The organism is Sphingomonas sp. Sph1(2015) (genome assembly GCF_001970915.1).
GTDB classification, from domain to species: Bacteria; Pseudomonadota; Alphaproteobacteria; order Sphingomonadales; family Sphingomonadaceae; genus Sphingomonas; species Sphingomonas parapaucimobilis.
The window spans coordinates 1-23,990 of record NZ_MQUI01000027.1; the positions used below are offsets into that span (position 1 = coordinate 1).

Annotated in this window: 25 protein-coding genes, 1 pseudogene and 1 riboswitch; of the genes and pseudogenes, 13 read left to right on the forward strand and 13 right to left on the reverse strand. The window is 66.2% G+C overall.

The window, feature by feature from the left end:
* Positions 1-86 precede the first annotated feature (86 nt).
* From BSZ14_RS11895 to BSZ14_RS11920, 6 genes are all read right to left on the reverse strand, one after another.
* A complete protein-coding gene (locus tag BSZ14_RS11895) occupies positions 87-542 on the reverse strand; it encodes a hypothetical protein (RefSeq protein ID WP_076711075.1) in 456 nt (151 codons plus the stop codon).
* Entirely contained in the window at positions 539-799 is a 261-nt protein-coding gene (locus BSZ14_RS11900) for a hypothetical protein (protein ID WP_076711076.1), read from the reverse strand. Before BSZ14_RS11900 ends, BSZ14_RS11895 begins: the two co-directional genes overlap by 4 nt.
* A gap of 27 nt (positions 800-826) precedes the next feature.
* Positions 827-2,185, reverse strand: coding sequence for a voltage-gated chloride channel family protein (locus BSZ14_RS11905; protein ID WP_076711077.1), 1,359 nt, complete (start codon positions 2,183-2,185; stop codon positions 827-829).
* 23 nt (positions 2,186-2,208) lie between these two features.
* Positions 2,209-2,285: riboswitch (Fluoride riboswitch) on the reverse strand.
* Between the two features lie 158 nt (positions 2,286-2,443).
* Positions 2,444-3,874 carry a YncE family protein gene (locus tag BSZ14_RS11910; protein WP_076711078.1) on the reverse strand — a complete coding sequence of 477 codons (1,431 nt, stop codon included), beginning with the start codon at positions 3,872-3,874 and terminating at the stop codon, positions 2,444-2,446.
* Complete coding sequence (gene copM, locus BSZ14_RS11915) at positions 3,871-4,278, reverse strand: CopM family metallochaperone (RefSeq protein WP_083748226.1); 408 nt, start codon at positions 4,276-4,278, stop codon at positions 3,871-3,873. Before copM ends, BSZ14_RS11910 begins: the two co-directional genes overlap by 4 nt.
* Before the next feature lie 56 nt (positions 4,279-4,334).
* Complete coding sequence (locus BSZ14_RS11920) at positions 4,335-5,426, reverse strand: YeiH family protein (RefSeq protein ID WP_241823737.1); 1,092 nt, start codon at positions 5,424-5,426, stop codon at positions 4,335-4,337.
* Positions 5,427-5,535: 109 nt separating this feature from the next.
* On the opposite strand from BSZ14_RS11920, the gene BSZ14_RS11925 reads away from it, so the two are divergent.
* Complete coding sequence (locus BSZ14_RS11925; protein WP_076711080.1) at positions 5,536-6,420, forward strand: LysR family transcriptional regulator; 885 nt, start codon at positions 5,536-5,538, stop codon at positions 6,418-6,420.
* A gap of 234 nt (positions 6,421-6,654) precedes the next feature.
* On the opposite strand, the gene BSZ14_RS11930 is transcribed toward BSZ14_RS11925, so the two are convergent.
* The 5 genes from BSZ14_RS11930 to BSZ14_RS11950 form a co-directional block, all read right to left on the reverse strand.
* Positions 6,655-7,953 (reverse strand): hypothetical protein, encoded by a 1,299-nt coding sequence (locus BSZ14_RS11930; RefSeq protein WP_139330423.1) that lies wholly within the window; start codon positions 7,951-7,953, stop codon positions 6,655-6,657.
* Between the two features lie 177 nt (positions 7,954-8,130).
* Complete coding sequence (locus BSZ14_RS11935) at positions 8,131-8,733, reverse strand: GntR family transcriptional regulator (RefSeq protein WP_076711082.1); 603 nt, start codon at positions 8,731-8,733, stop codon at positions 8,131-8,133.
* Complete coding sequence (locus BSZ14_RS11940; protein WP_076711083.1) at positions 8,730-9,620, reverse strand: phytanoyl-CoA dioxygenase family protein; 891 nt, start codon at positions 9,618-9,620, stop codon at positions 8,730-8,732. The genes BSZ14_RS11935 and BSZ14_RS11940 overlap by 4 nt, the downstream gene beginning before the upstream one ends.
* On the reverse strand, positions 9,617-10,225 hold the full coding sequence (locus tag BSZ14_RS11945; RefSeq protein WP_076711084.1) for an acyl-homoserine-lactone synthase: 609 nt from the start codon (positions 10,223-10,225) through the stop codon (positions 9,617-9,619). The genes BSZ14_RS11940 and BSZ14_RS11945 overlap by 4 nt, the downstream gene beginning before the upstream one ends.
* Before the next feature lie 54 nt (positions 10,226-10,279).
* Entirely contained in the window at positions 10,280-11,083 is an 804-nt protein-coding gene (locus BSZ14_RS11950) for a LuxR family transcriptional regulator (protein WP_241823738.1), read from the reverse strand.
* 251 nt (positions 11,084-11,334) lie between these two features.
* Between BSZ14_RS11950 and BSZ14_RS20320 the strand changes: the two are divergent.
* From BSZ14_RS20320 to BSZ14_RS11970, 5 genes and pseudogenes are all read left to right on the forward strand, one after another.
* Positions 11,335-11,391 (forward strand): annotated as a pseudogene (locus tag BSZ14_RS20320) (transcriptional regulator domain-containing protein); the annotation flags it as partial.
* Between the two features lie 13 nt (positions 11,392-11,404).
* Positions 11,405-12,088 (forward strand): DUF2285 domain-containing protein, encoded by a 684-nt coding sequence (locus BSZ14_RS11955; protein ID WP_076711086.1) that lies wholly within the window; start codon positions 11,405-11,407, stop codon positions 12,086-12,088.
* Positions 12,089-12,143: 55 nt separating this feature from the next.
* Positions 12,144-13,043, forward strand: a complete 900-nt coding sequence (locus tag BSZ14_RS11960) for a HEPN domain-containing protein (RefSeq protein WP_076711087.1) — start codon at positions 12,144-12,146, stop codon at positions 13,041-13,043.
* 366 nt (positions 13,044-13,409) lie between these two features.
* Positions 13,410-14,366: an ArdC family protein gene (locus BSZ14_RS11965; protein ID WP_076711088.1), complete on the forward strand. Its 957-nt coding sequence runs from the start codon at positions 13,410-13,412 to the stop codon at positions 14,364-14,366.
* The gene (locus BSZ14_RS11970; RefSeq protein WP_076711089.1) at positions 14,363-14,767 is read left to right on the forward strand and encodes a DUF2958 domain-containing protein; all 405 of its coding nucleotides are present in this window, start codon (positions 14,363-14,365) and stop codon (positions 14,765-14,767) included. The genes BSZ14_RS11965 and BSZ14_RS11970 overlap by 4 nt, the downstream gene beginning before the upstream one ends.
* Before the next feature lie 207 nt (positions 14,768-14,974).
* Here the strand turns inward: BSZ14_RS11970 and BSZ14_RS19660 are convergent, their stop codons facing one another.
* Positions 14,975-15,112 carry a hypothetical protein gene (locus BSZ14_RS19660; RefSeq protein ID WP_158069204.1) on the reverse strand — a complete coding sequence of 46 codons (138 nt, stop codon included), beginning with the start codon at positions 15,110-15,112 and terminating at the stop codon, positions 14,975-14,977.
* 484 nt (positions 15,113-15,596) lie between these two features.
* On the opposite strand from BSZ14_RS19660, the gene BSZ14_RS11975 reads away from it, so the two are divergent.
* The 5 genes from BSZ14_RS11975 (at position 15,597) to rlxS (ending at position 19,969) form a co-directional block, all read left to right on the forward strand.
* Entirely contained in the window at positions 15,597-15,896 is a 300-nt protein-coding gene (locus tag BSZ14_RS11975; protein ID WP_076711090.1) for a DUF736 domain-containing protein, read from the forward strand.
* Positions 15,897-16,023: 127 nt separating this feature from the next.
* The gene (locus tag BSZ14_RS11980) at positions 16,024-16,254 is read left to right on the forward strand and encodes a helix-turn-helix domain-containing protein (protein WP_076711091.1); all 231 of its coding nucleotides are present in this window, start codon (positions 16,024-16,026) and stop codon (positions 16,252-16,254) included.
* Positions 16,251-16,832: a S26 family signal peptidase gene (locus BSZ14_RS11985; protein WP_076711092.1), complete on the forward strand. Its 582-nt coding sequence runs from the start codon at positions 16,251-16,253 to the stop codon at positions 16,830-16,832. The genes BSZ14_RS11980 and BSZ14_RS11985 overlap by 4 nt, the downstream gene beginning before the upstream one ends.
* Positions 16,820-17,431 carry a lytic transglycosylase domain-containing protein gene (locus BSZ14_RS11990; protein WP_076711093.1) on the forward strand — a complete coding sequence of 204 codons (612 nt, stop codon included), beginning with the start codon at positions 16,820-16,822 and terminating at the stop codon, positions 17,429-17,431. Before BSZ14_RS11985 ends, BSZ14_RS11990 begins: the two co-directional genes overlap by 13 nt.
* 519 nt (positions 17,432-17,950) lie before the next feature.
* The gene (gene rlxS, locus BSZ14_RS11995) at positions 17,951-19,969 is read left to right on the forward strand and encodes a relaxase/mobilization nuclease RlxS (RefSeq protein ID WP_198930504.1); all 2,019 of its coding nucleotides are present in this window, start codon (positions 17,951-17,953) and stop codon (positions 19,967-19,969) included.
* Between the two features lie 38 nt (positions 19,970-20,007).
* Here the strand turns inward: rlxS and BSZ14_RS12000 are convergent, their stop codons facing one another.
* The gene (locus BSZ14_RS12000; RefSeq protein ID WP_076711095.1) at positions 20,008-20,829 is read right to left on the reverse strand and encodes a hypothetical protein; all 822 of its coding nucleotides are present in this window, start codon (positions 20,827-20,829) and stop codon (positions 20,008-20,010) included.
* 109 nt (positions 20,830-20,938) lie between these two features.
* On the opposite strand from BSZ14_RS12000, the gene BSZ14_RS12005 reads away from it, so the two are divergent.
* Both BSZ14_RS12005 and BSZ14_RS12010 read left to right on the forward strand, forming a co-directional pair.
* A complete protein-coding gene (locus BSZ14_RS12005) occupies positions 20,939-22,366 on the forward strand; it encodes a hypothetical protein (RefSeq protein ID WP_076711096.1) in 1,428 nt (475 codons plus the stop codon).
* 293 nt (positions 22,367-22,659) lie between these two features.
* Positions 22,660-23,985, forward strand: a complete 1,326-nt coding sequence (locus tag BSZ14_RS12010) for a DNA cytosine methyltransferase (RefSeq protein ID WP_076711120.1) — start codon at positions 22,660-22,662, stop codon at positions 23,983-23,985.
* Positions 23,986-23,990: the final 5 nt, after the last annotated feature.

The window sequence follows — 23,990 nt, forward strand, 5'->3', positions numbered from 1 at the left end:
CGAACCGGCCTCGTGCCAGTATCGTCACATGACATCGTCATGGCTGTAGGCCTTGCTGCTATCCAGAAAGGCCAATCCGTCCCCGGTTATGCCGCCATCAGCAAGGTGACCGCGCAACAGCGCTTACACAGAACCAGCGCATCGAGCGTGAAGACCGCTGCATGCATCGCATCGCCGCTATCCATGTCATGTCCGCGTGCCAGAACTACCGCGTCGGCGTTCCGGGCTCGCTCGGTGACGACTTCTTCCTGTCGCCCGACCACACACTGCCATTCGAATGGCGTGTCAGGATGGGCCTGTCTCCACGCAATCACTGCAGCATGAGTGGCGGCTGTCCGCTCAGCCGGTGTTCCTTCGCGCTTCTCACGAAGCTGCTGAAAGTCGATCTCCTCCGGTGACGCAATGATGTGATCGGGATCGACATCGACGTGGAGGGCTTCGATCTGGCAACCAGGCAATGCCGGGGCGGCCAGCGCCGCGGCATCGAGGCAGGCGGACACCGTAGCCGGATCGGTCAGCACGGCAAGCAATCGGTGGGTCATAGCGTCAGTTCCTGAACAGATTGGATGCGGTTGATCCCAGCCAGACCGCGAACAGGCACAGCACGATCGATGCGGCGACGTTGACACCTGTGCTGCGCGATGGCGTTGATGATGCCGTCTGCCTTCGCTGTGCGGATCAGCTTGCGATAGAGCGGCCTTGCGCCCCAGAAGCGGCGCGGGCCGATCTTATCAGACGGCTTCAGATAGATGCACAGCATCCCGACCTCGCGGTGCTGGACGATAAAACGAGCAGGCATGGCAGGGCTTTCGACAGGCAGCAGAAATCAGACGCGCGTGCGTCGGCGGGAGGCGCGGTGTGTGCGGGCATCGCGCAGGGTCACGCCGGATGTGAGGTGTACGGCAGGCACTTTCGGCACGGCGACGCGCTGCGACAGGTAGATGCCGTTGTGACCCGAGCAAAGATAGGCGACGAAGCACGCGACCGCGATCGGCACCGCATAGGCAGCGCCGAATAACTCAATCCCCATGAAGGTGCAGGCGAGCGGCGTATTGGCTGCGCCAGCAAACAGCGCGACGAAACCGATCGCTGCGAACACCCCTGTCGGCACCCCGAACATGGGCGCAAGCGCGTTGCCGAGCGCGGCTCCGATGAAGAACAGCGGTGTCACTTCCCCGCCCTTGAAGCCTGCGCTCAGGGTGACGACGGTGAACAGCAGCTTCAGCGCCCAGCTCCACGGATGCGTTTCGGGACCGAAGAAGCTGGCAATAGTCAGGCCTTCCGGCGTCGCCGCCAGTGTGCCGAGGCCGAGATAGTCGCGCGTGCCGAACAGCCAGACGAGGGCGATCACGGCCAGCCCGCCGATAACAGGGCGTAGCGGGCCATAGGACACCACGCGCTTCAGCCATCCGCCCAGCGCATGATTGGCCTCCGCAAAGACAAGCCCGACCAGTCCGAAGGCGACACCGGCGACACCAGCCTTGGCGATGAGCAGCGCGTCGACGGGCACCAGCGTATCGACCCGGTAGATGCCGTGATGAATACCCGTTGCCAGGCAGGTCCAGTCACCTACCAGCGCGGCGACGAGACATGGCACCAGTGCACGATACTCGACGCGGCCGATCGCCAGCACCTCCAGCGCGAAAACCGCGCCGGCGATCGGTGTGCCGAACACCGCGCCAAACCCCGCTGCGATGCCGGTCATCAGCAGGATGCGTGTCGCTTCCGCATCCAGCTTGAGCACGCGTCCGAACCCGCTGGCGAGGCTGCCACCCAACTGGACGGCGGTGCCTTCGCGTCCGGCTGACCCGCCGAACAGATGCGTTACGACGGTTCCGAAGAAGATGAGCGGTGCCATGCGCAGCGGTACGCCAGCGCCCGGTTCATGGATTTGCTCAACGATCAGGTTGTTGCCGCCCTCCACCGAACGCCCGGTCAGATGGTAGAGCAGCCCAACGACGAATCCGCCGACCGGCAACAGGTAGAAGAGCCAGGGATAGGCGAAGCGGAGCCGCGTCACCGCATCGAGGCTCCACAGAAATGCGGCGCATAGCAGCCCGACCGTCGCTGCCATCGGGACCAGGATCAGCGCCCAGCGCAGAACCGACATCGCATGATCGTGACGATCGCGAACGAAGCCCGCCACATTGAACTGGTCGTAGAGATTGCGAAACGTCGCGCGCACAATTCCTCCTTGCTGCCTTATGGCGCCTGGTAGGAATCATCGGCCCCTGCGAGGGCGGTTCGGCCAGATGGCCCGGCGGAAATCCATCGCCGTGCCCACGCATATGCCGTCTAACCGCAATTTCGTCAATCAGCGCGGAATCTCAGAGCATTCTCCGAATGGAAAGCCTCCGCCGTCTCGCCACGCCCTTCCCTCCAGAGTGAAGGTCTGGGCACCGGGCGGGTGATGCCTCGGTGCCCCCTGACTGCGATATGGGACCTATTGCTCGACCTGCCGCTGAACGACGTTGCTCGGCGCCTCAGGCTGACCAGCAGCAATGACCAGATAGCGACGTGAGCCTGCGGGTGCGGCCGGCGTAACGATCTGCCGCAGCGGTCCGACCGCGTTGACGATCGCGCCGCCTGCGGGGTTGGTCATGAACTTGGCGAGCGGTTCGACCGGGCCGTTACCATCGGGACTGGTAGACAGACCCAGTACGAACGGCATCTTCGGCGGCAGGCCCGCGACGGCGGCCTGGAGGATCTGCACCTGCCCCTGATCGAAGAGCGTCACCTGGCTTCGTCCCGTACCCGAGAGCATCAGCTGAACCTTCTCGCCTGCCTTGGCGAGCGGCTGAAGATTGTCCATGCCGGTGCCGGATGGCACCGCGCCCGGAACATAGGCCACGCCTTGTGGGCCTTGCCCGATCGGGATGGTGGCGATGACCTTGTTCGTCGCAGTGTCGATCGCAGCCACTGCATCGGCATTCTCCAGGCCAACATAGATGCGGCTGCCGTCGCCCGAGGGCCAAAGGCCGTGCGGCAGCGATCCGACCGGGATCGTCGCGACCTGGGCAAAATTATCGGTGCGGAACACCTTCACGACATTTTCGGTGCCGACCGTCACATAGGCGAACTGCCCACGCGGCGTCTTCGCGATGTTGACGTGGTTGGTGATCGCGCCCGTCGCGAAGCTCTTCAGCACCGCGAACGGTGGCTTGGCGTCGAACACCATGACCTTGCCGATGTCCTTCAGCGTCAGCCAGACCTGCTTGCCGTCCGGTGTCGCCGCAATGTCAGGGCAGAAGGGGCTTTCCTGCTTCACCCGACCGACGATCTGCTTCGACGCGGTGTCGATCACGACGGTTTCGGGCGAGAAGCTGGAGCAGACATAGCCGTACTTCCCGTTCGGCGAGAAGATCGTCATGCCGGGGCCGTTGGGAACCGGGATGCGCCCGGTCTCCTTGTAGGTCGCGCCATCGAGGACGGCGATATAGTCCTCGCCGCGCACGCTGACCCAGACCTCCCGGCCATCGGGGCGGAAGAACGCCTCGTGCGGGCTGCGGCCGACATAGGTCGTGTGGCGGACGCTGTTGGTGGCGGTGTCGATGAAGCTGACGGCATTCGATCCGATCGACACGACGGCCAGCGTCCGCCGGTCGGGCGAGAAGCCCATGCCGTGGACCAGCAACTGCCCCCGGTACAGCGGGCTGAGGTTCATCGGCGTCGGATCGCCCAGCTTGATGACGCCGAGCAGGCGGTTGCTCGACGGATCGATAACCGACACGGTGTTGGAGAACTGGTCCGACGTATAGAACCGGTCGCTGGGCGACACGGCCATGTCAGGCTGCGCGTTCGGCACCTGCTGCGCGGTCGCCGCGACGGGGGCCAGCATGGTGCCGACAAGGGCTGCGAGGATCAGCTGCTTCACCGATGGGTTCCTTCCGAATGGTGGGATGGGGGCATGGCGGGGGCACCGCCTTTCTCGTTCAGAATGGCTTGCATCACGGCGATCTCCTGGCGCTGCTCGACGATGATGCCTTGCGCCAGGCGGCGCAGCCGCTCGTCCTTGCCGAAGCGGAGTTCCGCCTCGGCCATATCGATGGCGCCCTGATGGTGGGGGATCATCATCGCGGCAAAGTCGCGGTCGGGATCACCGGTCGACGGGACCGCCATCGCCTGATGCATCCGCTGCATCGCGCCGGCCATCACAGTAGCGAAGTCGCCTGTCTGGGCCAGCGCCGCGCCACTGGACAGAACGGCCGCGACGATGGCCGTCTTGCATAAAATCCTCACGTTATCGGCAACTCCATAGGGTCGGACGCAGCGGTCCATGACCTTGGCTGAACATGAACCCATGTTATTCGATCCGCCCCGGCCCCAATCGACCATCAGGCGATGTGCAACAGGATCAGCAGGGTCAGGCTGATCGCGCCAAGGCCGAGCAGCGACAGCACGACGGCAGCCGTCACCTTGCCACCCGCCTTGGCGACGGTGCGAACGTCGACGCCCAGTCCCAATGCCGCCATCGACACTACGGTCAGCAACGTCGCCACCCGGCCGATCGGTGCGATTGCGCCGGTCGGGACCAGCCCCATCGACCGACAGGCGACCATCACGAGAAAGCCGACGATGAACCACGGGACCAGATGGGCGAGATTGAACCTCTTTGCCGGTGCGGTGCCCGACACGACCTCTCCGGCATTGCCCTCCTGCGGGGCAAGAAGCGGCGCGATCAGTGACAGGACAAGACAAACCGGCCCCAGCATCAGCACGCGGACGAGCTTCACCAGCGTGCCCATCTGCACGGCCGCAGCGCCCAGCGGCGAGGCGGCCGCGATCACCTGCGGCACGGCATATACGGTCAGCCCGGCCAGCGCCCCGAAGGCGATGCCGCTCATGCCGAGCGCGATCCCCAGCAGCGGCAAGCCCAGCACCACGATGACGCCCAGCACGGCGGTGAACGCGATGGAGGCGGCGACATCGTCGCTATCCGCCCCGATCACCGGCGCGACCGCCGCGATGGCCGAATTGCCGCAGATCGAATTGCCGCATGCAATCAGCAACGCCATGCGTGTTGGTAGGCCGAGCAGGCGGCCGATGCCGAAGCTGAGAAGGATCGCACCCGCCACCACGCCGGCAATCCCGACGAGCAGCGGTACGCCAGCGGCCAGGATGGTGGCGGCGCTGACGGAGGCCCCGAGCAAGACGACCGCGACTTCCAGCAGGTACTTGGCGCTGAACGCGATGCCGTCGTGCCATGTGTCACCGGGCGTCCACAGGCTGCGGATTGCGGTGCCGATCAGAATGGCGAGCACCAGCGCCTCCAGCCAGGCTTTGCCAGCCAAGGTGCGCTCGCCTGCTTCCAGGATATAGGCAGCGCCAGTCACGGTCAGGCAGAGACCGATGCCCGGCAGGAGTGTAGCCAGCCTACCCGACCGGGCGATGCATGAGGTAGCGTAGGTTCGGGCAACGGTGGTCACGGCGATGTTCCTTCCGCCGCATCATCTATGCCACCATCACCGATCGTTCCAACGCATCTATATTGTCGTTTCAATCGCCAAATGTGATGATTACAGGTATAGGTGTGGCATGACGCTGGAACAGCTCCGCATTTTTGTCGCCGTGGCCGAGCGGGAGCATATGACCGCTGCCGCCCGTGCGCTGAACGTCACGCAGTCGGCCGCCTCGGCGGCTATTGCCGCATTGGAGGAACGGCATGCAATCAAGCTGTTCCACCGCGTCGGCCGCGGTATCGCGCTGACCGAGGCCGGGCGACTGTTCCTGACCGAAGCGCGCGGGGTTCTGGCACGGGCGGAAACGGCTGAGACGGTGCTGCGCGAATTTGGCGGGCTGGCACGTGGCACGCTCAGGGTCGTCGCCAGCCAGACCATAGCCGCCTATTGGTTGCCGCCTTTCCTAGCGACCTTCCATGCGCGCTATCCCGCGATCGATATCGACCTAGCGATCGGGAACAGCGAACAGGCGGCCGCGCGCGTCCATGATGGCGAGGCGGACTTAGGAGTAATCGAAGGGCAGATCGACGATCCGGCGCTGGCGCATTGGCCGATCGGCGAGGATCGGTTGCTGATGGTCGGGGCCCGGCCGTTCGGGAATGCGTCGATCGACGCCGCCTGGCTGCGTCATGCGCGTTGGGTGCTGCGCGAACCAGGGTCCGGCACGCGCTCGACCTTCGACAGCCACCTGCGCCGCCTGGGCGTCGATCCGGCCAGGCTCGACGTGGCGTTGACGTTGCCCTCCAACGAGAGCGTCCGCACGGCCGTCGAGGCGGGCGCCGGCGTCGCCGTTCTGTCTGCGCTGGTGGTCGAACCAGCCATCGCCGCAGGCACGCTGCATGCCGCCCCGATCGCGTTCGAGCCGCGCCCTTTCTTCGGGTTGCGACATAAGGAACGCTATCGCACGAAGGCCGCAGATGCCCTGTTGGACGTGATCGGGCACAGCCGAGGCGGCCCTTAAGCGGCACGTCCAAGGGCGCGAACGCTGGCGAGATATGCGCATTCCTGTTTCGCCATCTTTCGGGACGCTCGTGAACGGCTGCTCTCGGTTGAACCCGCCGTTCGGCTCGGCCTCCGTAGATGGCGGGTTTGTCCCACAGGCCGACATTGTAGCGATGCGCGAACGACCAACGCGATTGGTTTTGGAAATTGCTAGGACCGCCACATGGCAACGCACGAAGTCGGGGCGATCATATTAATCCCCCGTGCCGTCAAAGCGCGGCGTGTAGATTTCGCCAGGGGTTCGCCAGGTAAGCAGCGCCTCGACAGGATCTTGCCCTCTCAATAGGGCACGGCCGCTTTCTAGCCGTTGTCTTGCAATCTGCGCATCGCGTTCAAGGAGGTCAGCAAGCTGCGTTTCCACGGCATCGAAGAAGCGTCGAATGCTCATCGCTCTGGTCCAGTGCTCGATGACCTTGTCGAGCTGAGAAGCGCTATCGACCTTGGACTGTTCGATCCGCTTCTTGTCCTCAGCCCGATCGCGGGCTTCCAGCTCGGCCAGCCATTTCTTGTGCGCGATCTCGGCGCGGAGCCGAGCCGCCTCGATACGGGCCACCAGTTCGGGGGCCATGTCTTCGACAGCGCGAACGAGGCCGGGTATCTTGGATGCCAGGCTGGCCGAGCCGGCTTCCTGCCATTGGTTGGTCCAGAAGACGTTGTGGTAGGGTGAATAGGCGATGAGCCGCAGGCGGCCTGACGGCATGTCTTTCGCGGTGGTGAAACTGTAGCGGTTCTCCCCTCGCTTGGGCGCCACATAATCGCGTTCGGGAATATAACTGCCATCGATGTATCGCACGGTGATGTTCTCGGACATCTCGACGATCGCGAGGCCGATCGCCACCGACCCGATATAGACGACCGTCGGACGCTGGGGAGACCAAAGACGTCTTGCGCTCCATCGCTCCTTGGGCTGGCCGACGGCTTCGCGCTCATCAGCCGATATGCCCCAGAGCTCCTCGCCTGGCGGTGCCATGACCACCCGATGCCCTTTGGATTCGAAGGCATTGAAGAGGTCATTGGCAAAGGCGAGCGCCCTTTCAAGGCCCGATGCCGAGGCGTTCACGTCAACGAGCAGGCGCTTGTGCGGTTTGAGATGGGAATTCTTGTCGACTGGTCGGCCGCTTTCGAAATGATGCCGTGCCCCGCTGATCATGCGGTGGATGGTCCCTGCCGCGATCCGCATGCGCCGCTTTGCTATTGGCGCAGCCGGCGTACGGGGCCGGGGCGCCGCAGCTTCAGCCGTTGGCCATTGCATATGACGAGACCAAGTAAGCTGATCACCGGGCTGTGCTTCCGGCAGGCATGGAGGCGGCGGAGCCTTGCCGACCGCAAGCTTGGCCCAATAGCCCTGCGGCGGCCTTGGCACATTGAGCATGGCACAGACGCGAGCGAGATAGCTGCCGGATACGCCGAAGCGCTTAGCGGCATGCATCATCGGCTCGGACCAGACGATGTCATAGAGTTCGTCGCGGCCGCAGCCATCACGAGCGGTCATCGGGGCCATGCTCCTTGCAGATCACAGGCAAGATAACATGGTCGGGATGACGGCTCGGTGGCGTCGGACCGTCATCGGGAAGGATTCCAGCGAGAACGCTTCGGCCCGCCGCCGCCGCTTTCTGCCGAAAAGAGCGAAGGTCTCAAAGGGACGGCGGCTATAGGACCGACCCTGCGCCTAGTCGCGCAGGAGTGCGCGGACGATTTCGGGGGCGAGCCGCTGGCGCCGCTGGTGATAGCGGCGCCAGCCGATGCGCACCGCGGCGCCGTCGGCGCACTCGGCCGCCGCCGCAAGCCGCGTAAGTTCTTGGTCGGTATCGGCGATCAAGTTGCCCTCGACGAGGCGGACCGCATGCAGGCGGGCATTGATGTCGCGCATGGCGCGCAGGTGTTCCTCGTTGCCCGATGCGCGGGCAAGCCGCTCGGCGAACGCGGCCGTCGCGACCGCGATATCGCCAGCATGCTCCTGTTCGCGCGTGTCGACGGCAATTCTGCCACCCGTCGATCGCAGGATGATCCCGATGACCTCCTCGTTCCAGCGATAGAGGTCGGCGAGCGCGGGAGCGTCGATCATCGGGACATGGAAGCCCCCACCGGGCCGGGCATCGACCAGCCCTGCGCCACATAGCTGGTTCAACGCCTCGCGCACGGGTGTCGCGCTGGTGGCAAGGCCATCCGCCAGCACGGCCGGGTCGAGCCGCGCGCCGGGTCGCAGGCCGCGCGTCAAGATCATTCGCCGGACCGCGTCATGGACCCGCTCGGTCGTCGCGCCCGCGTTCATCCGCCCGGCCGTTGCCCGGCGACGAAGGCCGCGACCATCTCGGCCTGGTCGGGCCTCAGCGCGTCGACCGCGCCGATCGCCGCGTCGATGTCGTCGCCGAGCAGGATCGAGGGGCATTGGCCCTCGTAATTGCCGAGATTGGGGCGATGCTGGCGATAGCCGACCAGCGCCGCCAGTTCGGGCGTGAAGCTCCGCGCCACCGCCGGTGGATAGGCAAGCCACTGGTTCTCATAGGGCTTGAGCCATCCCAGCGCATAGCCGGCCACCACGCCCCGCCGTACTGCAATGCTCCGGTTCGGCCCCGCGCCGTGCAGCGTCGAGCCGAGGAAGAGCAACGCCGAGCCGGGCGCCATCACCGCCGCGCACGGCGGCGTGGCGGGGTCATGGCTCGCAGCATGCCGGCCGTGGCTGCGCGGCCATACCAGCGTTGCGCCATTGTCGGCTTCGAACGGCGTCAGCGGCCAGATCACGTTGACGAGATACTCCATCGCGCCCGGCTCGACCCGCCACATGTCTTGGTCGCGGTGCGGCACCTGCTGCGGCGCGCCCGGATGGACGGCGATCGCCTGCGCGACATTGAGCTGGATCGTGTCGCACCATGGCGCGAGCAAGCCCTCCACCACCTCGCGCACCAGCGGATGCATGACCAGCGCCTCGGCATGCCGCGACCGCGCCAGCAGGCGGCCGAACCGCTTGGTCGTCTCCCCGTAGAAGCCGCCGCGCCCGAACGGTGTCGCCGCGAAGGCGGGCGCAAGATCCGCGTCCAGTTGGGCAAGCGTCTCGCCCGGCAACAAGTCGGGGATGATGCAATAGCCCTCTCGCAGCAGTTGCACGCGCCAGGCCTCGGCATCCTTGTCAGGCCATGGCGCCACGGCGAGCCCGCTCATGCCGCGACCGCCACGGGCGCTTCCGCCCCGATAATCCCGGTCGCAGCGAGCAGCGCGCGCGTGTCCGGCTCGATCGCGATCTCGAGCGCCGTGACCTGCTCCCCGCCGATCGCCTGCGGAGGTCCAAGCGGGCGGCAGCGCCACCCGAAGGCGAGGATCTGCCGCGACCAGCCGAGCCCGGCGATCGCGCTGTAGCGCGTAATCCCATGGGCCAGGGCGTGGTCGACCAGCGCGACCACCAGCGCATCGCGTGCCTCGCGGCGGGCGCGGGCATCGAGCGACCGGTCGAGGCAGAAGCGCGTGACCTCGAAGATCGCGGGCCCCGTCGGCGGCGCGTCGGCGCACAAGCTGGGGAAAAGCGTGCCGAGCAGATGCGGGCGGGTCGTCGGCAGCAGCCGTGCCGAGGCGCGATGCCCGCCCGCCGCATCGGTCACGACGAGGTAGCGCGCGTCGCCATCATCGAACTGGTCGAGCTCGAACCGGTCGTCGACCACTGGGACGTTCCATCGCAGGAGATCGACGAACACCTCCTTGCGTGCCGCGAACATGCGCCGGAGCACCGGATGCTCCAGCGGCCGTGTGATATGGCGGATCAATTGTATCATGACGGCTCCCCTTGCTGTGCCGCCATGATCATCACGGGGACGGTTGCCGCTCGCCTATCCCGGAAAAGGGGGATGGCCGGGGCGAAGCACGTCCCGGAAGCTGATGGTCCCGTCGAACAGCGTCCGGATAACCAGCGATGTCCGCTTGCTCACCTCGTACCGTTCGCAGGCCTGCCGGACATGGCAGTTGATCGTCTCCTCGCTCACCCCGAGGATTCGGCTGGTCTCCCAGTCGGTCTTGCCACGCGCGATCCACAGCACGCAGTCGCGCTGCCGATCGGTCAGGCTGGGCGCAGGGTCGGTTCGTTCGCCGCGTGCCATCCACAGCCGCCGCGCCGCCTCGAACGCGAACGCGCCGGCCAGCTGGGCGAGCGGCAACGCTTCAGGGGCCATGACATGACCGGTGCCGAGCGCGAACGAACAGGACCCATGCGCTTCGCCGGGGACGTTCGCTGGCACGGTGAAGCCATCGCCGATCCCTTGTTTGCGCCCCAGCGCCAGCGTCCGGCGATCGGCCGCGGTCAGCGGGATCATCGCCGGTATGCGCGACCACTGGAAGCCGACGCTGGTCACATGGCTGGCTCTGTGGACCGGGTCCGAGACGCCCAGCCGGTTCGCCTCGTAATAGTCGACCCATTCCGGCGGATAGTCGTGCAGGAGGATCGCCTCGCCCTGTGCCGCGCGCAGGTCGACATGATGCGCCAGCGCGAAATGGTCGAAGCCGAGATGGCGGGTGATCCGCCTCATCGCGCCAGCCAAGTCGTCGGCGTCGCGCGCGGCGTCCACCAGGTCCATCAGCTCGAACGCCATCGCACGCATCTGCATCGCGCGGCACCCCGGCCCAGGGCGGCGTTTCAAGCCACCGGCGATCCCCCGGCCGTCCTTTTCTTCCCCCTTGCGCGCCTTTCCGGCTTCTCACCCCGGCCGCGCGGCTGCTGCATGAGCCCGGAAGGCTATCACATTCATAACCTTGGCGAAACGAAATACCTTGACCTGCCACCAAGCGGACACCCCCGCCCGGCAACGGCGTGACTAAATGGCCGCATCCGATCGACTGGCGCGATCCCGCGCCCTACCGACGGCTCGCCCGCACCGATCGCGCCGGCCTGATGTGGGAATGGCTCCGCCGCGATCCCGCTTATGTAGCCTGGTATACCCAAGCCAGTCCCGCCACCCGCGGTGCGGTGCCGCCCTCCCCTGGCCTGCAACGCTGGGGGGTGCACTTTTGCAGAGGATCCGGGGATCGGCGCGCCCGCGGCACGGATCCTGTGGCATGAAGCGCTCGATCCCGGCACGCTGTCCGTCACCGTCACGCCGGCCTCCGGTTCGGATCCCGACGCCGTCGACCTCGACCGGCTGGCGCCGTGGCTGACCGTCGTCGAAGGCCGGGATGCGCGCGAGCATGCCGTCCTGTCCGACGGCTGGCGCCGCATCCGGGTCGATGTCGAGGCCGGCACGCTTCGGGAAGGCGGCACCGTCATCCTGGCGTACCGATTGCGCGGGCTATGCTCCACCGAGTCCCGGCTGCTGCCGCTCAGGCGGCTCGTCACCCTGTGCCGGGGCGGCTGCTTTGCCGCGACACTCTTTCCGCCCGACCGGCGCATGCCGCGCTGGATCGAATTCCTGCGGGTCGCCGACGCCCGAGCGAGCGGGGCCAGCTACCAAGACATTGCCGCCGTCCTATTCGGCGAGGCGCGCACCCGACGGGACTGGCATGCCCCCGGACGGTCGCTGCACTCGCAGGTCCGCCGCCTCGTGGCCGGTGCAAGCGCCATGTCCGCCGGGGGGTATCGCGACCTGCTGCGCCGGCGTGGCGCAGGCCAGCGGTCAAACGGGTGCGACATCCGCAGGCCGGAAGACTGAGCCGGCCGGGCGGCTTGGTTCCCATTTCCGCCTGCGCGGGCTAGATTGGCACGCGATGCGAAGCGACCTCGAACACCTGCCGGACAAGAAGCGCCGCGATCTCGACCGGATCGTCGAGGTGCTGTTCGCCGAGTTCGAACAGGCGACGTCGCTGTCGACCCAGAAATGGCGGCGACAGGGCCGCATCCTCAAGGTCATCCTGTACGGCTCCTATGCACGCGGCGACTGGGTCGATGATCCGATCGGCGGCTACCAGTCCGACTATGACATCCTCGTCGTGGTCAGCGACGAGCGACTGACCGAGCCAGGCGAGTTCTGGGCCAAGGCCGACGACCAGTTCGTCCGCGAGGTGACGATCTCTAAGCGCATCTCGGCACCGGTCACCTTCATCGTCCACAGCCTCGCCGACGTGAATAACCAGCTGACGCAAGGCCGGCCCTTCTTCATCGACGCGATCAACCAGGGCATCGCGCTCTACGAGGTCGAGGACTATCCCTTCGTCACGCCCCAGCCGCTTGAACCCAAGGCGGCTTTGGCGGAGGCGCGGAAGCATTTCGACCAGTGGTTTCCATCGGCAACCAAGCGGTTTGAGGGCGCACGCTTCTATATGGAGAAGGGCTACCTCAATGACGCGGCGTTTGACCTGCACCAAGCAACCGAACGCTTCTATCACTGCCTATTGCTGACCCTGACGCTGTACAGCCCCAAGTCGCACAAGCTGAACTTCCTGCGCAGCCAGGCCGAGCCGCTGGTCCACGAGCTCATCGCCGTCTGGCCGCGCGACACCAAGTTCGCGCAGCGCTGTTTCGAACTGCTGCGCCAGGCCTATGTCAACGCGCGCTACTCGCCCCACTACAAGGTGACGCCCGCCGAGCTCGAATGGTTGGCCGAGCGCGTGGCGCTGCTCCAGCAGCTGGTCAAGGATGCCTGCGAGGCACGGCTCGCCTCGGGCTGATCGCCTGATCTCCAGGCAAAGCAGGCAGTTGGCGCCCCGGGCGCTGGCGCACCCGGTCGTGCTCTCGCGGCACGCCGCCGAGCCGCGGGCGCGTCTCGGCCATTCGGCTTCGATCACTGGCGCGAGGGTGCGGTCGCCGCTGGCGCGGCGGCGTCGTGGGTCGGGGCCTCCCCGGTCAGCGGGAGTGGCCGGCGCGCCCTCCTAGGCCCGGCGCGGCCGGCGGCAACCCGCAAGCCTTGCGGGTGCTCCAGTGCCTTTCGCCCTGCGGTGCCGCCGCCCGCTCGAACCGGGCCTTCCGGTCGCTCGTCGCCGCCCACCCCCCGCTGTCCGGGGAGCCATGCTGGGCGGGGGAAAGGAGATCGGGACATGCACAGGAACACCAATGAGCGTCGTGTTTCGGGAGAGCGCCGGGACCCGCGCGAGGATCGCGCATCGCTCTATGACGATGTGACGGGGCGGATCATCGCCGACCTGGAGGCGGGGCATGTGCCCTGGGTCCAGCCATGGGGAACCGACGGATCGGGTATCGGTCCCGGCCTGCCGCGCAATGCGCTGACCGGCCGGCCCTATTCGGGGATCAATATCCTCATTTTGTGGGGCGAGGTCATCGCCAGGGGCTATCCGTCGCAGGGCTGGCTGACCTTCCGGCAGGCGCTGGCGGCGGGTGGCCATGTCCGCAAGGGCGAGGTTGGAACGACCGTCGTCTATGCCGACCGCTTCGTGCCCGAGGTGGAAAAGGAACGCGCGCTCGCCGAGGGTGGCGATGCCCGCGCCGTCCCCTTCCTCAAGCGCTTCACCGTCTTCAACGCCGCGCAATGCGAGGGGCTGCCCGCCGATCTCGCCGCGGATCCGGCGCCCTTGCCCGAGCGCGAGGTCGTGCCGGTCGCCGAGGAGGTCATCGCGGCCTCCGGCGTCGCGTTCCGGGTCGGTGGCGACAAGGCCTATTATGCGCCGTCGCAGGATGTCGTCGTCGTGCCACCGCAACCGGCCTTCTTCGACCAGGTCAATTACTACCGGACCTGCCTCCACGAACTGACCCATGCCACCGGCCATCCCGCGCGCCTGGGCCGTGACCTGTCCAGTGCCTTCGGGACGCCCGGCTATGCCCGCGAGGAACTGGTCGCCGAGATCGGGTCCGCCTTTCTCTGCGCCACGCTCGGCATCGTGCCGACCGTCCGCCATGCCGACTATATCGCGGCGTGGCTCGCCGTCCTGCGTGAGGACAATCGCGCCATCTTCCGTGCGGCCGGGGCCGCGTCGCGCGCCGCCGACTGGCTGCTCGCCCGGCATGCCGAGGCGCAAGCCCGGAGGGCGGCGGCATGACGCTCCTGACCCCCGACCTGCGCTTCGCCCTGCGTACCAACGACCTGGCCCGCCGCGCCGCCGCGCGGGCCGGCCAGGCCGAGCCGGACCCCGTGCCGGTGGTGAAGCTGTTCAATCCGCTCGGCGCCGGAACCTGGCTGGCGACCGAGCTCTGGGAGGATGGCGACACGCTGTTCGGCCTCGCCGATCTCGGCTTTGGCTGTCCCGAGCTCGGTGCCTTTTCGCTGCGCGAACTCGCCTCGCTTCGCTTGCCCTATGGGCTCGGCATCGAGCGCGACATCGGCTTCGAAGGTCGCGCACCGCTTTCGGTCTGGGCGGCAACTGCGCGGAGCGCCGGGTCGATCATCTGGGCGGAGGCGCTGCTGCGGCGGCCCCAGCCTGCCGGACCGGGCGGCGGATGACCCGGGCGAAGGGGAGCCGGTCGCCGTCGCACCGGCTCCCCCGATAGGGCGCGGAGGCGCGGGACATGGCTCGCGCCGCGCTGCCGTGGCGGGAGATTGCGGGCAAGGCAGAAGATCGCGCGCCGCCGCCCCTTTCGGGGACGACGGCGCGCTGAGAAGGAAACGATCGCCCATGGTCGCGATACCCGCCATCGACAAAATGACGGCTTATCGACGCGTACCAGGACGTGCCGCCTCGCGGGCGTCGATGTCTGCCGTGAGTATGACCGGGGCCAGCGCCACGACGATCATCTCGACCTGCTCGGCAAACATGGCGACGGCGGGTGGTGGTAGGCAACGGACCATGCCACCCGGCGCTGACGTATCTGAACCGCATTCTTCCGCCCGTCGGGATGTCACCACTCGGAAGGATCACGGCTCACGCGGGTCGATCAGGCCAATTGGGCGGTCGCTCTCCTCATAGCCTATGGTCTGTCATTCCTAGTCGTCGAACCGCTGCCGGACATGGGGTGGCCGGGCTTGGTAATCGGTCTATTGGCGGCAGGATCGAGGCCTGGGATCACGCCAATGGGGAACTGCCGGGCTGGCGAATCCGGCATCGATCATCACGGCGCTCCCGACCTGTCCGGCGCCTGATCCCTGCCCGCAAGAGCCGCCCTCCCACGGCCTCGCCGACGGCGGGTCTGGCAGGCCCGCTCCTGTTCCCGCGCAACGGCTGCGCCGTCCTCCACGTCCGTTTCGGCCTTCGGTGCGCGTCGTCGCACGCCTGCCGGTCGACCGCCTGTCGAGGCCGCAAGAGGGCGGCTCTCGCGAGCAAGGAGACAGTGACATGGCACAGATCGGCAGCTTCGTCCGTGACGACAACGGCATCTTCGCGGGCACCATCCGCACCCTGACGCTCAACACCAAGGCGACGATCCGCCCCTGCGAACGCGACAACGACCGCGCCCCCGACCACCGCATCCACGCCGGTGCGATCGAGATCGGCGCGGTCTGGACCAAGGCCGCGCGCGAGAGCGGCACCGAGTATCTCAGCCTCAAGATTGACGATCCCTCGCTGCCCGCACCGATCTACGCACAGCTGGTGCAGGGCGATGGCGCCGAGTGGAAGCTCATCTGGTCCCGCTGACCGGCCCAGGGGGTGTCGAAGACCACCGATGCGGTTTCCGACACTCCCGCCGCGAGGCCCAATTCCGCAGTCCTGGGGTCCCAGGCGACCGGTCCCGGGTCGCCGCCTTGCGAAGGACATCGGAAGCATGGACCTCGACGACGAGATCACCCGCGCGGACCGCGCCAAGCGCGGCTCACCCTTCCTCAACACCGACCAGGCCGCCGCCTATCTCAAGCTGTCGGGCCGGCAGTTGAAGCGCCTGCGCCGCGCCGGCAAGGGGCCGGTCTATCGCCGCCACAGCCGCTTCGTCCAATATCATATCGACGACCTCGACGGCTGGAGCCGCGACCATGCCGGGCGGGATTTCGAACGATGAGCGCGCGTCGAACCGGCATAGTCGGCACGCCCTTGCTTGACTGGGGCGATACGCTGCGCGCCGCCAAGGCAAGGCATCGTCGGCGTGTCCGGCGGATCGGAATCGGCGCGGTCGGCATCGCCGTCCTGCTGTCGACCGTCGCGCTGCCGCCCGCGCCCCGCCTCGTCTGGAACGCGAGCGCCAGCGCGCCCATCGGCCTCTATGCGGTCTCCCCGGGCACCGCGGCACGGCCCGGCGACATGGTGGTCGCTCGGCTGCCCGGGCCCTACCGGCGGCTGGCCGCCACGCGCCGCTACCTCCCCCTGAACGTGCCGCTGGTGAAGCGGGTCGCGGCTGCGGCCGGCGACGACGTCTGCGCGGTGGGGCGCCGGGTCTTCGTCAACGGACGGCCGGTCGCCGAGCGCTTGGCCGTCGATCCAGCAGGCCGGCCGATGCCGCATTGGTCGGGATGCCGGCGACTGCGCAGGGAGCAGCGATTCCTCCTGATGGACGCGCCCGCCTCGTTCGACGGACGCTATTTCGGGGTGACCGAGGGGCGCGACATTGTCGGCAAGGCACGGCTGCTATGGGCACGATGAGGCTCTGGATCGCCGCCGCGTCGGCCTTCCATGCCGGGCCGGTGCAGGCGGAAACGGTCGCCGACTGGCGTCCCCACATCGTCGAGGCCTCCAGCCGTTTCGGCGTGCCGACGGCGTGGATCGAGCGCGTCATGCAGGCCGAGAGCGGTGGCCGGACGATGCTCGATGGGCGTCCGATCCGCTCCTCGGCGGGTGCCATGGGGCTGATGCAATTGATGCCCGGCACTTGGGCCGACATGCGCGCCCGGCTCGGCCTCGGCGGCAATCCCGACGACCCGCGCGACAACATCCTCGCCGGCACGCTCTACCTGCGGCTGATGTATGATCGGTTCGGCTATCCCGGCCTGTTCGCCGCCTATAATGCCGGCCCAAGGCGCTATGCCGACTATCTCGCGGGACACGCTCGCCTGCCGGCCGAGACGGCGGCCTATCTCGCCAGGGTCGCGCCGCCTCCGTCCGGCCGGGCTGCGGTGCCGATGCGTGCAGCCGCGTCGCCATCGCTGTTCGCGGTGCGCAGGGATGTCCGAGTGGTCGATCCGGGCCGTGAAGAATCGGCTGTCGGATCGTCGATCTTCGTCGCGCTGTCGAAGGCGGATTGAGCGCGATGAGACTCCCATATTCGCTCCACGGCGCGCTACTCCGCCGCCATCCTTATGGCTGCTCGGCCACCTTGGCGACACGGTTCCTGATTGTGAGGATGATCACGCGGAAGGTCGTCATGAACATGGTCGAGGGCGCAGCTACGGCGTCGAACCACGAGATGAACGCATCGCGTATTTGGGTGAAATGGCCGTATGGACACGGTGCAGGCGAGGCATTGGCGCATCGGTTTTCGGGGGCCGGGGAACCGGCATTGCGCTGGAATACGTGCGGCAAGGAACGCCGGGCCGGGTGCTCGATAACATGCTCGAAGCGCTCTCATCGGGAGCTTTCTTGCGGGAATAGACGGCGGCGGCTCGGCGTCAGTTCCGCCCCATTTTCGAGCCTGGGGGATGCGGAGGAAGGGAAGAAAGGGAAACAAGATAAAGGCAGTGTCTCGCGACCCTGCATAAGTAATTGTCTGCACATCCTTTTTTCAGGAGACAGTACCCTGCGGCTGCGAGACAGTCCTGCAAGGAATGGCGGAAATCTGTCATTTCCGCCCCGAAATCGCGAGACTTTGGGGCATTCCGATGCCTGACGATAATTTCAAGCCCAAGCTGGGCAGGAGCCAGAGCAAGGACGGCAGGCACGCGACGACATATGGCGGGCGCATCCTCGCCGCGGCGCGGCTCGCCGGCACCAAGACTGGCGTGAAGGCGCGACGCTTCGACGGCAGCCGGATCGGGCGCGGCGCGAGCGTCGGCCGGCTGCTTTCGAGCCGCGATCGATTTACAGGCATGCGCGCGCGCCGGGCGGTGGTGAAGGCAAGCCTCATCCGGCTTCGCGGCAAAGGCGGCCAAGCCGCCCGCGCGCACATGCGCTACATCCAGCGCGACGGCGTCACGCGCGAGGGGTTGCCGGGCGAGCTCTATGGTCCGGATACCGACCGCGCCGACGGCGACGATTTCCTCAGGCGCACCGCCGGCGACCGGCATCAGTTCCGCTTCATCGTGTCGGCTGAGGACGGCGCCGAGTATCCCGACCTCAAGCCCTATGTCCGCCGCCTGATGACGCAGGTCGAGCACGACCTCGGCACGAAGCTAGACTGGGTCGCGGTCGACCACTTCAATACCGAGCGCCCGCACACCCATATCGTGCTGCGCGGCGTCGACGATCGGGGCGACAATCTCATCATCGCGCGCGAGTATATCTCTCATGGCCTGCGCGAGCGCGCGTCCGAGCTTGTGACGCTCGATCTCGGCCCCCGCACCGATCGCGAGATCGAGGATCGGCTGCGCCATGATGTCGACCAGGACCGGCTGACCGCGATCGACCGGCGGTTGCTTCGTCGCATGGATGGCGAACGCACCGTGGCGGCGACGGACGATGATCCCTTCCAGCAATCCATAGCGGCGGGGCGATTGCGCAAGCTCAAGGCTATGGATCTGGCCGAAGATCTGGGTGGCGGACGCTACCGGCTGGCGGAAGGGCTTGAGGACACGTTGTGCCGCATGGGTGAGCGCGGCGACATCATCCGGCTCATGCAGCGCGAGCTGACCGCGCGGCGTCTCGACCGGGCAGGCGTCGAGCAGGTGGTGTCGAACGACCTGCGCCTGCCCCTCGTAGGCCGCGTGATCCAGCGCGGATTTTCCGACGAGCATCGCGACCGGCACTATTTAATGATCGACGGCGTCGATGGCCGGGTTCACTATGTCGACATCGGCCGGGGTGACGCGACACCGGCCGTGCCGGAAGGCGCAACCGTACAGATTGCGCCGTCGCGGATGGAGGCGACGCAGGCCGATAGTACCGTCGATGCGGTCGCCCGCGCCAACGGCGGGCGCTATTCGATCGACCTGCACCTGCGCCACGATCCGAACGCCAGCGAGGCATTTGCGGCCAGCCATGTCCGCCGCCTGGAAGCGATGCGGCGCGCAGGTGCCGGGCCGGATCGCCTGGCGGACGGGAGCTGGTCGATCCCCGCTGATCATCTCTCACGAGTTGAAGCCTATGCCGCGCGACAGCAGCGAGACAGGCCCGTCACGCTGTCGGTGTTGTCACGGTCCCCGGTCGCCGACCTGTCCATCAAGGGCGCGTCGACCTGGCTCGACCACGAGCTTGACGAAGGCGGCCATGGCGTCATTCGCGATGTCGGTTACGGGCGGGAGGTTCGGATCGCCCTGGCGGCTCGGCGCCAGTGGCTGATCGAGCAGCAACTGGCCGACGGCGAACGGTCGGCGTTCCGGTATCGTGACGGAGCGATCGACAGCCTCCGCCAGCGAGAGTTGCGCGAAGCCGGCGAGCGGATCGGCACCAGTCTTGGGAAACGCTTCGAGCAGGCCCGGATGGGCGAGCGAATCGAGGGCGTCATTGCGCGCAGGGTCGATCTCGAAAGCGGGAGTTTCGCGGTGGTCGAACGGTCGCGGGATTTTACCTTGGTGCCGTGGCGTAATGTGCTCGAACGGAACATGGGCAAGGCCGCCTCCGGGATCATGCGCACGGACGGCATCAGCTGGCAGTTCGGCCGCGGGCGATCGGCGCCGACGATCGGTTGATGCTCTTCCCCTTTTGTGGGCGAACGGCGAAATCTGCCTCATTCGGCGTCCATCTCCTGGATGCGCCGGCCGAGCGCAGTCAGGACAGCCATGCGCGGGACGAGCGGTGCCTCCTTGCCACCTTCAATCAGCCGCGCCACGTCGTCGGTGAGGTCGGCGCCGGTCGATGCAGCGAATATCAGGTACTCGCCTCCATGCTGGAAGCGTCCCTGGACCAGTCGCTTGAGCCCGTCGGCCTCGATCGGATCGAACTCGCGCCTGAGCATTCGAAGCTTGTCCTCGATGCCGATCGCCTCGCCAACTTCGAGATATCCGGGCGGCAGGCCCAGCAATGCACCCACGTCGTCGAGCGAGTAACCGAGCCTTGCCATGCCCTCTGCCGTCAACGCGACATGAATGCAGCTTTCGTACGGAAACGCCGAACGAAACCCATCGACAACCCCGGAGGTCTTGGCGAGGTGCTCGCCGCATGCCGCGGCAATGTCACGCCCGACAAGCACCATCGGCACTGCTTCTCGGTTGCCGGCAAACCGATACGTCCAGCCTGGCGGATACGGAATCGATCCGCCGACGTAGGACACTGGGCCTTCGTGCTGCGAGATGTTGCGCAGCTCGAGGAAGAAACCCATCGCGGGATCCGCCTTCATTCGTTGCCGCCAGCTGTCGTACCACGCGTCGAAGCCCGCAACCTTCGATAGCGATTTCTGCATCACGAACGTCACGCTTCGACACGCCGCCAGGAATGCGTTCAGGTTGTAGCCGAACTCGGCCCCTTGGCTCCTCGTCATTCCTGCGAGGAAGTACTCGGCCTCGAGAAGCTTCTCGATCGTGGCTTGCAAGCTGGTGAAGCGGTATCTCATCGGACAAGAATGTGAGGTATATCCGATGAGAAGGCCAGCAAGCGGTGCGACCGGCAGGAGCGGCCGCGCAGCTCCTAGCCTCTCGCGCGTCGGTAGGCGATGCTACCCCATGAGATCCATTTCAAAGCTTCGATTCGATGCGTTCGCCGGCTATGCTCGGCTACCGATCTCGCAGATTTTCGGGCGCGAGTTGGAATACTTCGAGGCCGATGGCGGCAGCATCCTGGGCATGCTGATCCAGGACATCGCCGACAATGACTTCTTCGGGATGATCTTCGCGCCCGACGCGCGCCTGCGATATCGCAGCGCGGGCATGACCGAGTTCGTCGAGACCCCGGATGCGGCAAGGGCCGATCTGGCGGCCGCCCTCGCGGCTGCCGAGCACGCGGAGCCAGAAGCGCACCACCAAGGTGACGAGAAGGGCGCCCCGATAGACTTCTTCGCGCCGGTAAAGCCCGCCAGCCCGCTCAACGCGGACCTCGCCATCCTGATGACCGAGGAAAGCTTTTCACCCGCCAAAGGCATCATCGCTCCAATGATGCGCTGGTACGAGGACGTCGACGGCAACTTCATCGAGCAGTTCCAAACTACCGGCTTCGACCAGCGAGTCTGGGAGTTGTACCTGTTCGCTACCTTGATTGAGAATGGCTTCGAACTCGACCGCTCCGACCCGGTACCGGACTTCGTCTGCTCGGGCCTGCGCGGTAGCTTCACGATGGAGGCAGTCACCGTCGGGCCGACCCGCAAGGGCGGGACCGTTGTCCCGCCGCCCGTTCGCGCGACTTCCGAGGACCAGCTGCGCTTCCTAAAGGACTACATGCCGATCAAGTTCGGCAGCGCGCTCTTCAGCAAGCTCGCAAAGCGCTATTGGGAGCGTCCAAACGTCGCCGGCCAGCCCTTCGTCCTCGCCGTTGCCGACTTCTCCGAGCCCGGCTCGATGATCCATACGCGCTCGGCGCTCGAGCGATATCTTTACGGGATCGAGGTGGAGGCCAGCCCCGAAGCGCGCAGTGACGGATCGATCGAGTGGGTTACGAAGGTCATCGAGACGCACAGCTTCGAGGACAAGACGATCCCGTCGGGCTTCTTCCGCCTGCCCGACGCCGCGCATGTCAGTGCGGTTGTCTCCACCACTGCAGGCACCATCGCCAAGTTCAATCGGATGGGTCTCAAAGCAGGCTTCGGGTCCGGCCGCGTCCTGATGATCCGCGAGGGCAACAACGTCGATCACGACCCTAAGGCGCAGCTCCCCAAGATGTTCCGCGTGATCGTCAACGCACCCGGCTACGAGGAGAGCTGGACCGAGGGAATTAGCGTCTATCACAATCCGAATGCCCATCATCCGCTCGCCCCCGACATGTTCCCGGAAGCGGCGCATCATTGCTTAGACCAGGCGGGACGGTTTTGCAGCTTCACGCCGGACTTTTACCCGCTCGGGTCGGTTACGCGTCAGTTCGCCCCGGTCGACGTCGCGAAAGTCCTCGCCGGCGCCAAGGAAGGTACGCACATGATGTGGACCTTGCGCCCGGAGGAATAAGCAGCTCCACGTGCCGTCGGGGCCGCCGCCGCCCTTGAAGGATATAGCTCAAGCCAATCGTCCAATTTCGCCAAGATTCAGGCAATTTCGACCAGAAAGCGATAGGCTGGAGATCCTGTGGGAGGCTGCTCCAAGTTATTGCGCCACGCCTTTGTTCCTTGTATGTTCTCGCAATTGGCGCGACTGCGAGCCCATTCGGACTCGGACCGGCCCATGGCTTTATTGGAGACATCGCGGGCGCCGCTGGCTAGGATGGACGTGCGGTGCACAGTGTTCGGGGGACGATGGCCAGGATGAGCCAGATTAGCTTTGCAGATTTATTCTCCGGTTGTGGTGGCCTGTCGCTTGGCTTGTCGTTGGCAGGATTTTCTGGCCGCTTCGCAATCGAACGCGATCCAATGGCGTTCGGAACATTCTCCGCGAACTTCCTCGATGACCCCGCCGGTCCGTCAGCGTTCTCCTGGCCCGAGTGGCTGGAGCGAAAGGCTTGGGGCATTGAGGAGCTTCTCGAGCGGCACAAGGCAGACCTGCTGGCGCTTCGTGGCAAGATCGACGTGCTGGCGGGCGGGCCGCCTTGCCAGGGATTTAGCTTTGCCGGACGCCGGCAGGAGGAAGATCCCCGGAACATGCTCTTCGAGAAGTATGTCGAGGTGGTGAAGGCTCTGAAGCCGAAACTCCTCGTCCTCGAGAACGTGCCTGGGATGAAGGTCATCCATCATAGGCGCAATGTCGTTGAACTCGTCCCTTCGCCAGAGGCGCCAAGGCGCCAATCCTTTTTCGACCGCCTTGTCGAAAGCCTCGACGAGGCAGGCTACGCGGTCGAAGGCGACCTCGTCGACGCATCGCGCTTCGGCGTACCGCAGCGGCGCGTCCGGCTGATCGCCATTGGCGTCCGCAAGGACCTCTTGCGATGGGCTCCGGGCGGGCCCCGGAGGGCGTTCGAGTTGCTCGAGCTGGCTGGGCCCGCGCAGCTTGCGGAGCTGGGACTCCCGGCGACGGTAAGTAGCGCCGCGGCAATATCCGACCTCGAGGTCGAAGGCGCGAAGCTTGTCGCATGCGAAGACGCGGAGTCTCCGCGTGGCTTCCAGGAGGCATCCTACCGTGCACCTCGAACTGCATACCAGTTGCTGATGCATGCGAACGCGCCGTCTGGGATGAACAGCATGCGCTTGGCACGCCACCGCGGGGACGTGCAGGAGCGCTTTCGCCGCATTATCTCGGAATGTCGCCAAGGCGTTCGGATGGATGATGCGAGCCGCAAGACCTACGGCCTCAAGAAGCATAGGATCTACCCGATGGCAGCCGGGGAGCCTGCACCGACGATTACGACATTGCCCGACGACATCCTCCATTACTCGGAGCCTCGCATCCTGACGGTACGCGAATGTGCTCGACTACAGTCGTTTCCCGATTGGTTTCGGTTCACGGGCAAATTCACGACGGGGGGGGACAGGCGCACGCGCGAATGCCCGCGATACACGCAAGTGGGCAATGCCGTGCCCCCATATCTTGCGCGGGCACTCGGCATTGCGTTGAAAGGCTTGCTTGCTGAAATTGCCGAGCAGCGATCGAAATTCCTGGGTGCGCGCGGCGGGCAGCCGATTGCTGCGATCGCGTAGCCAGG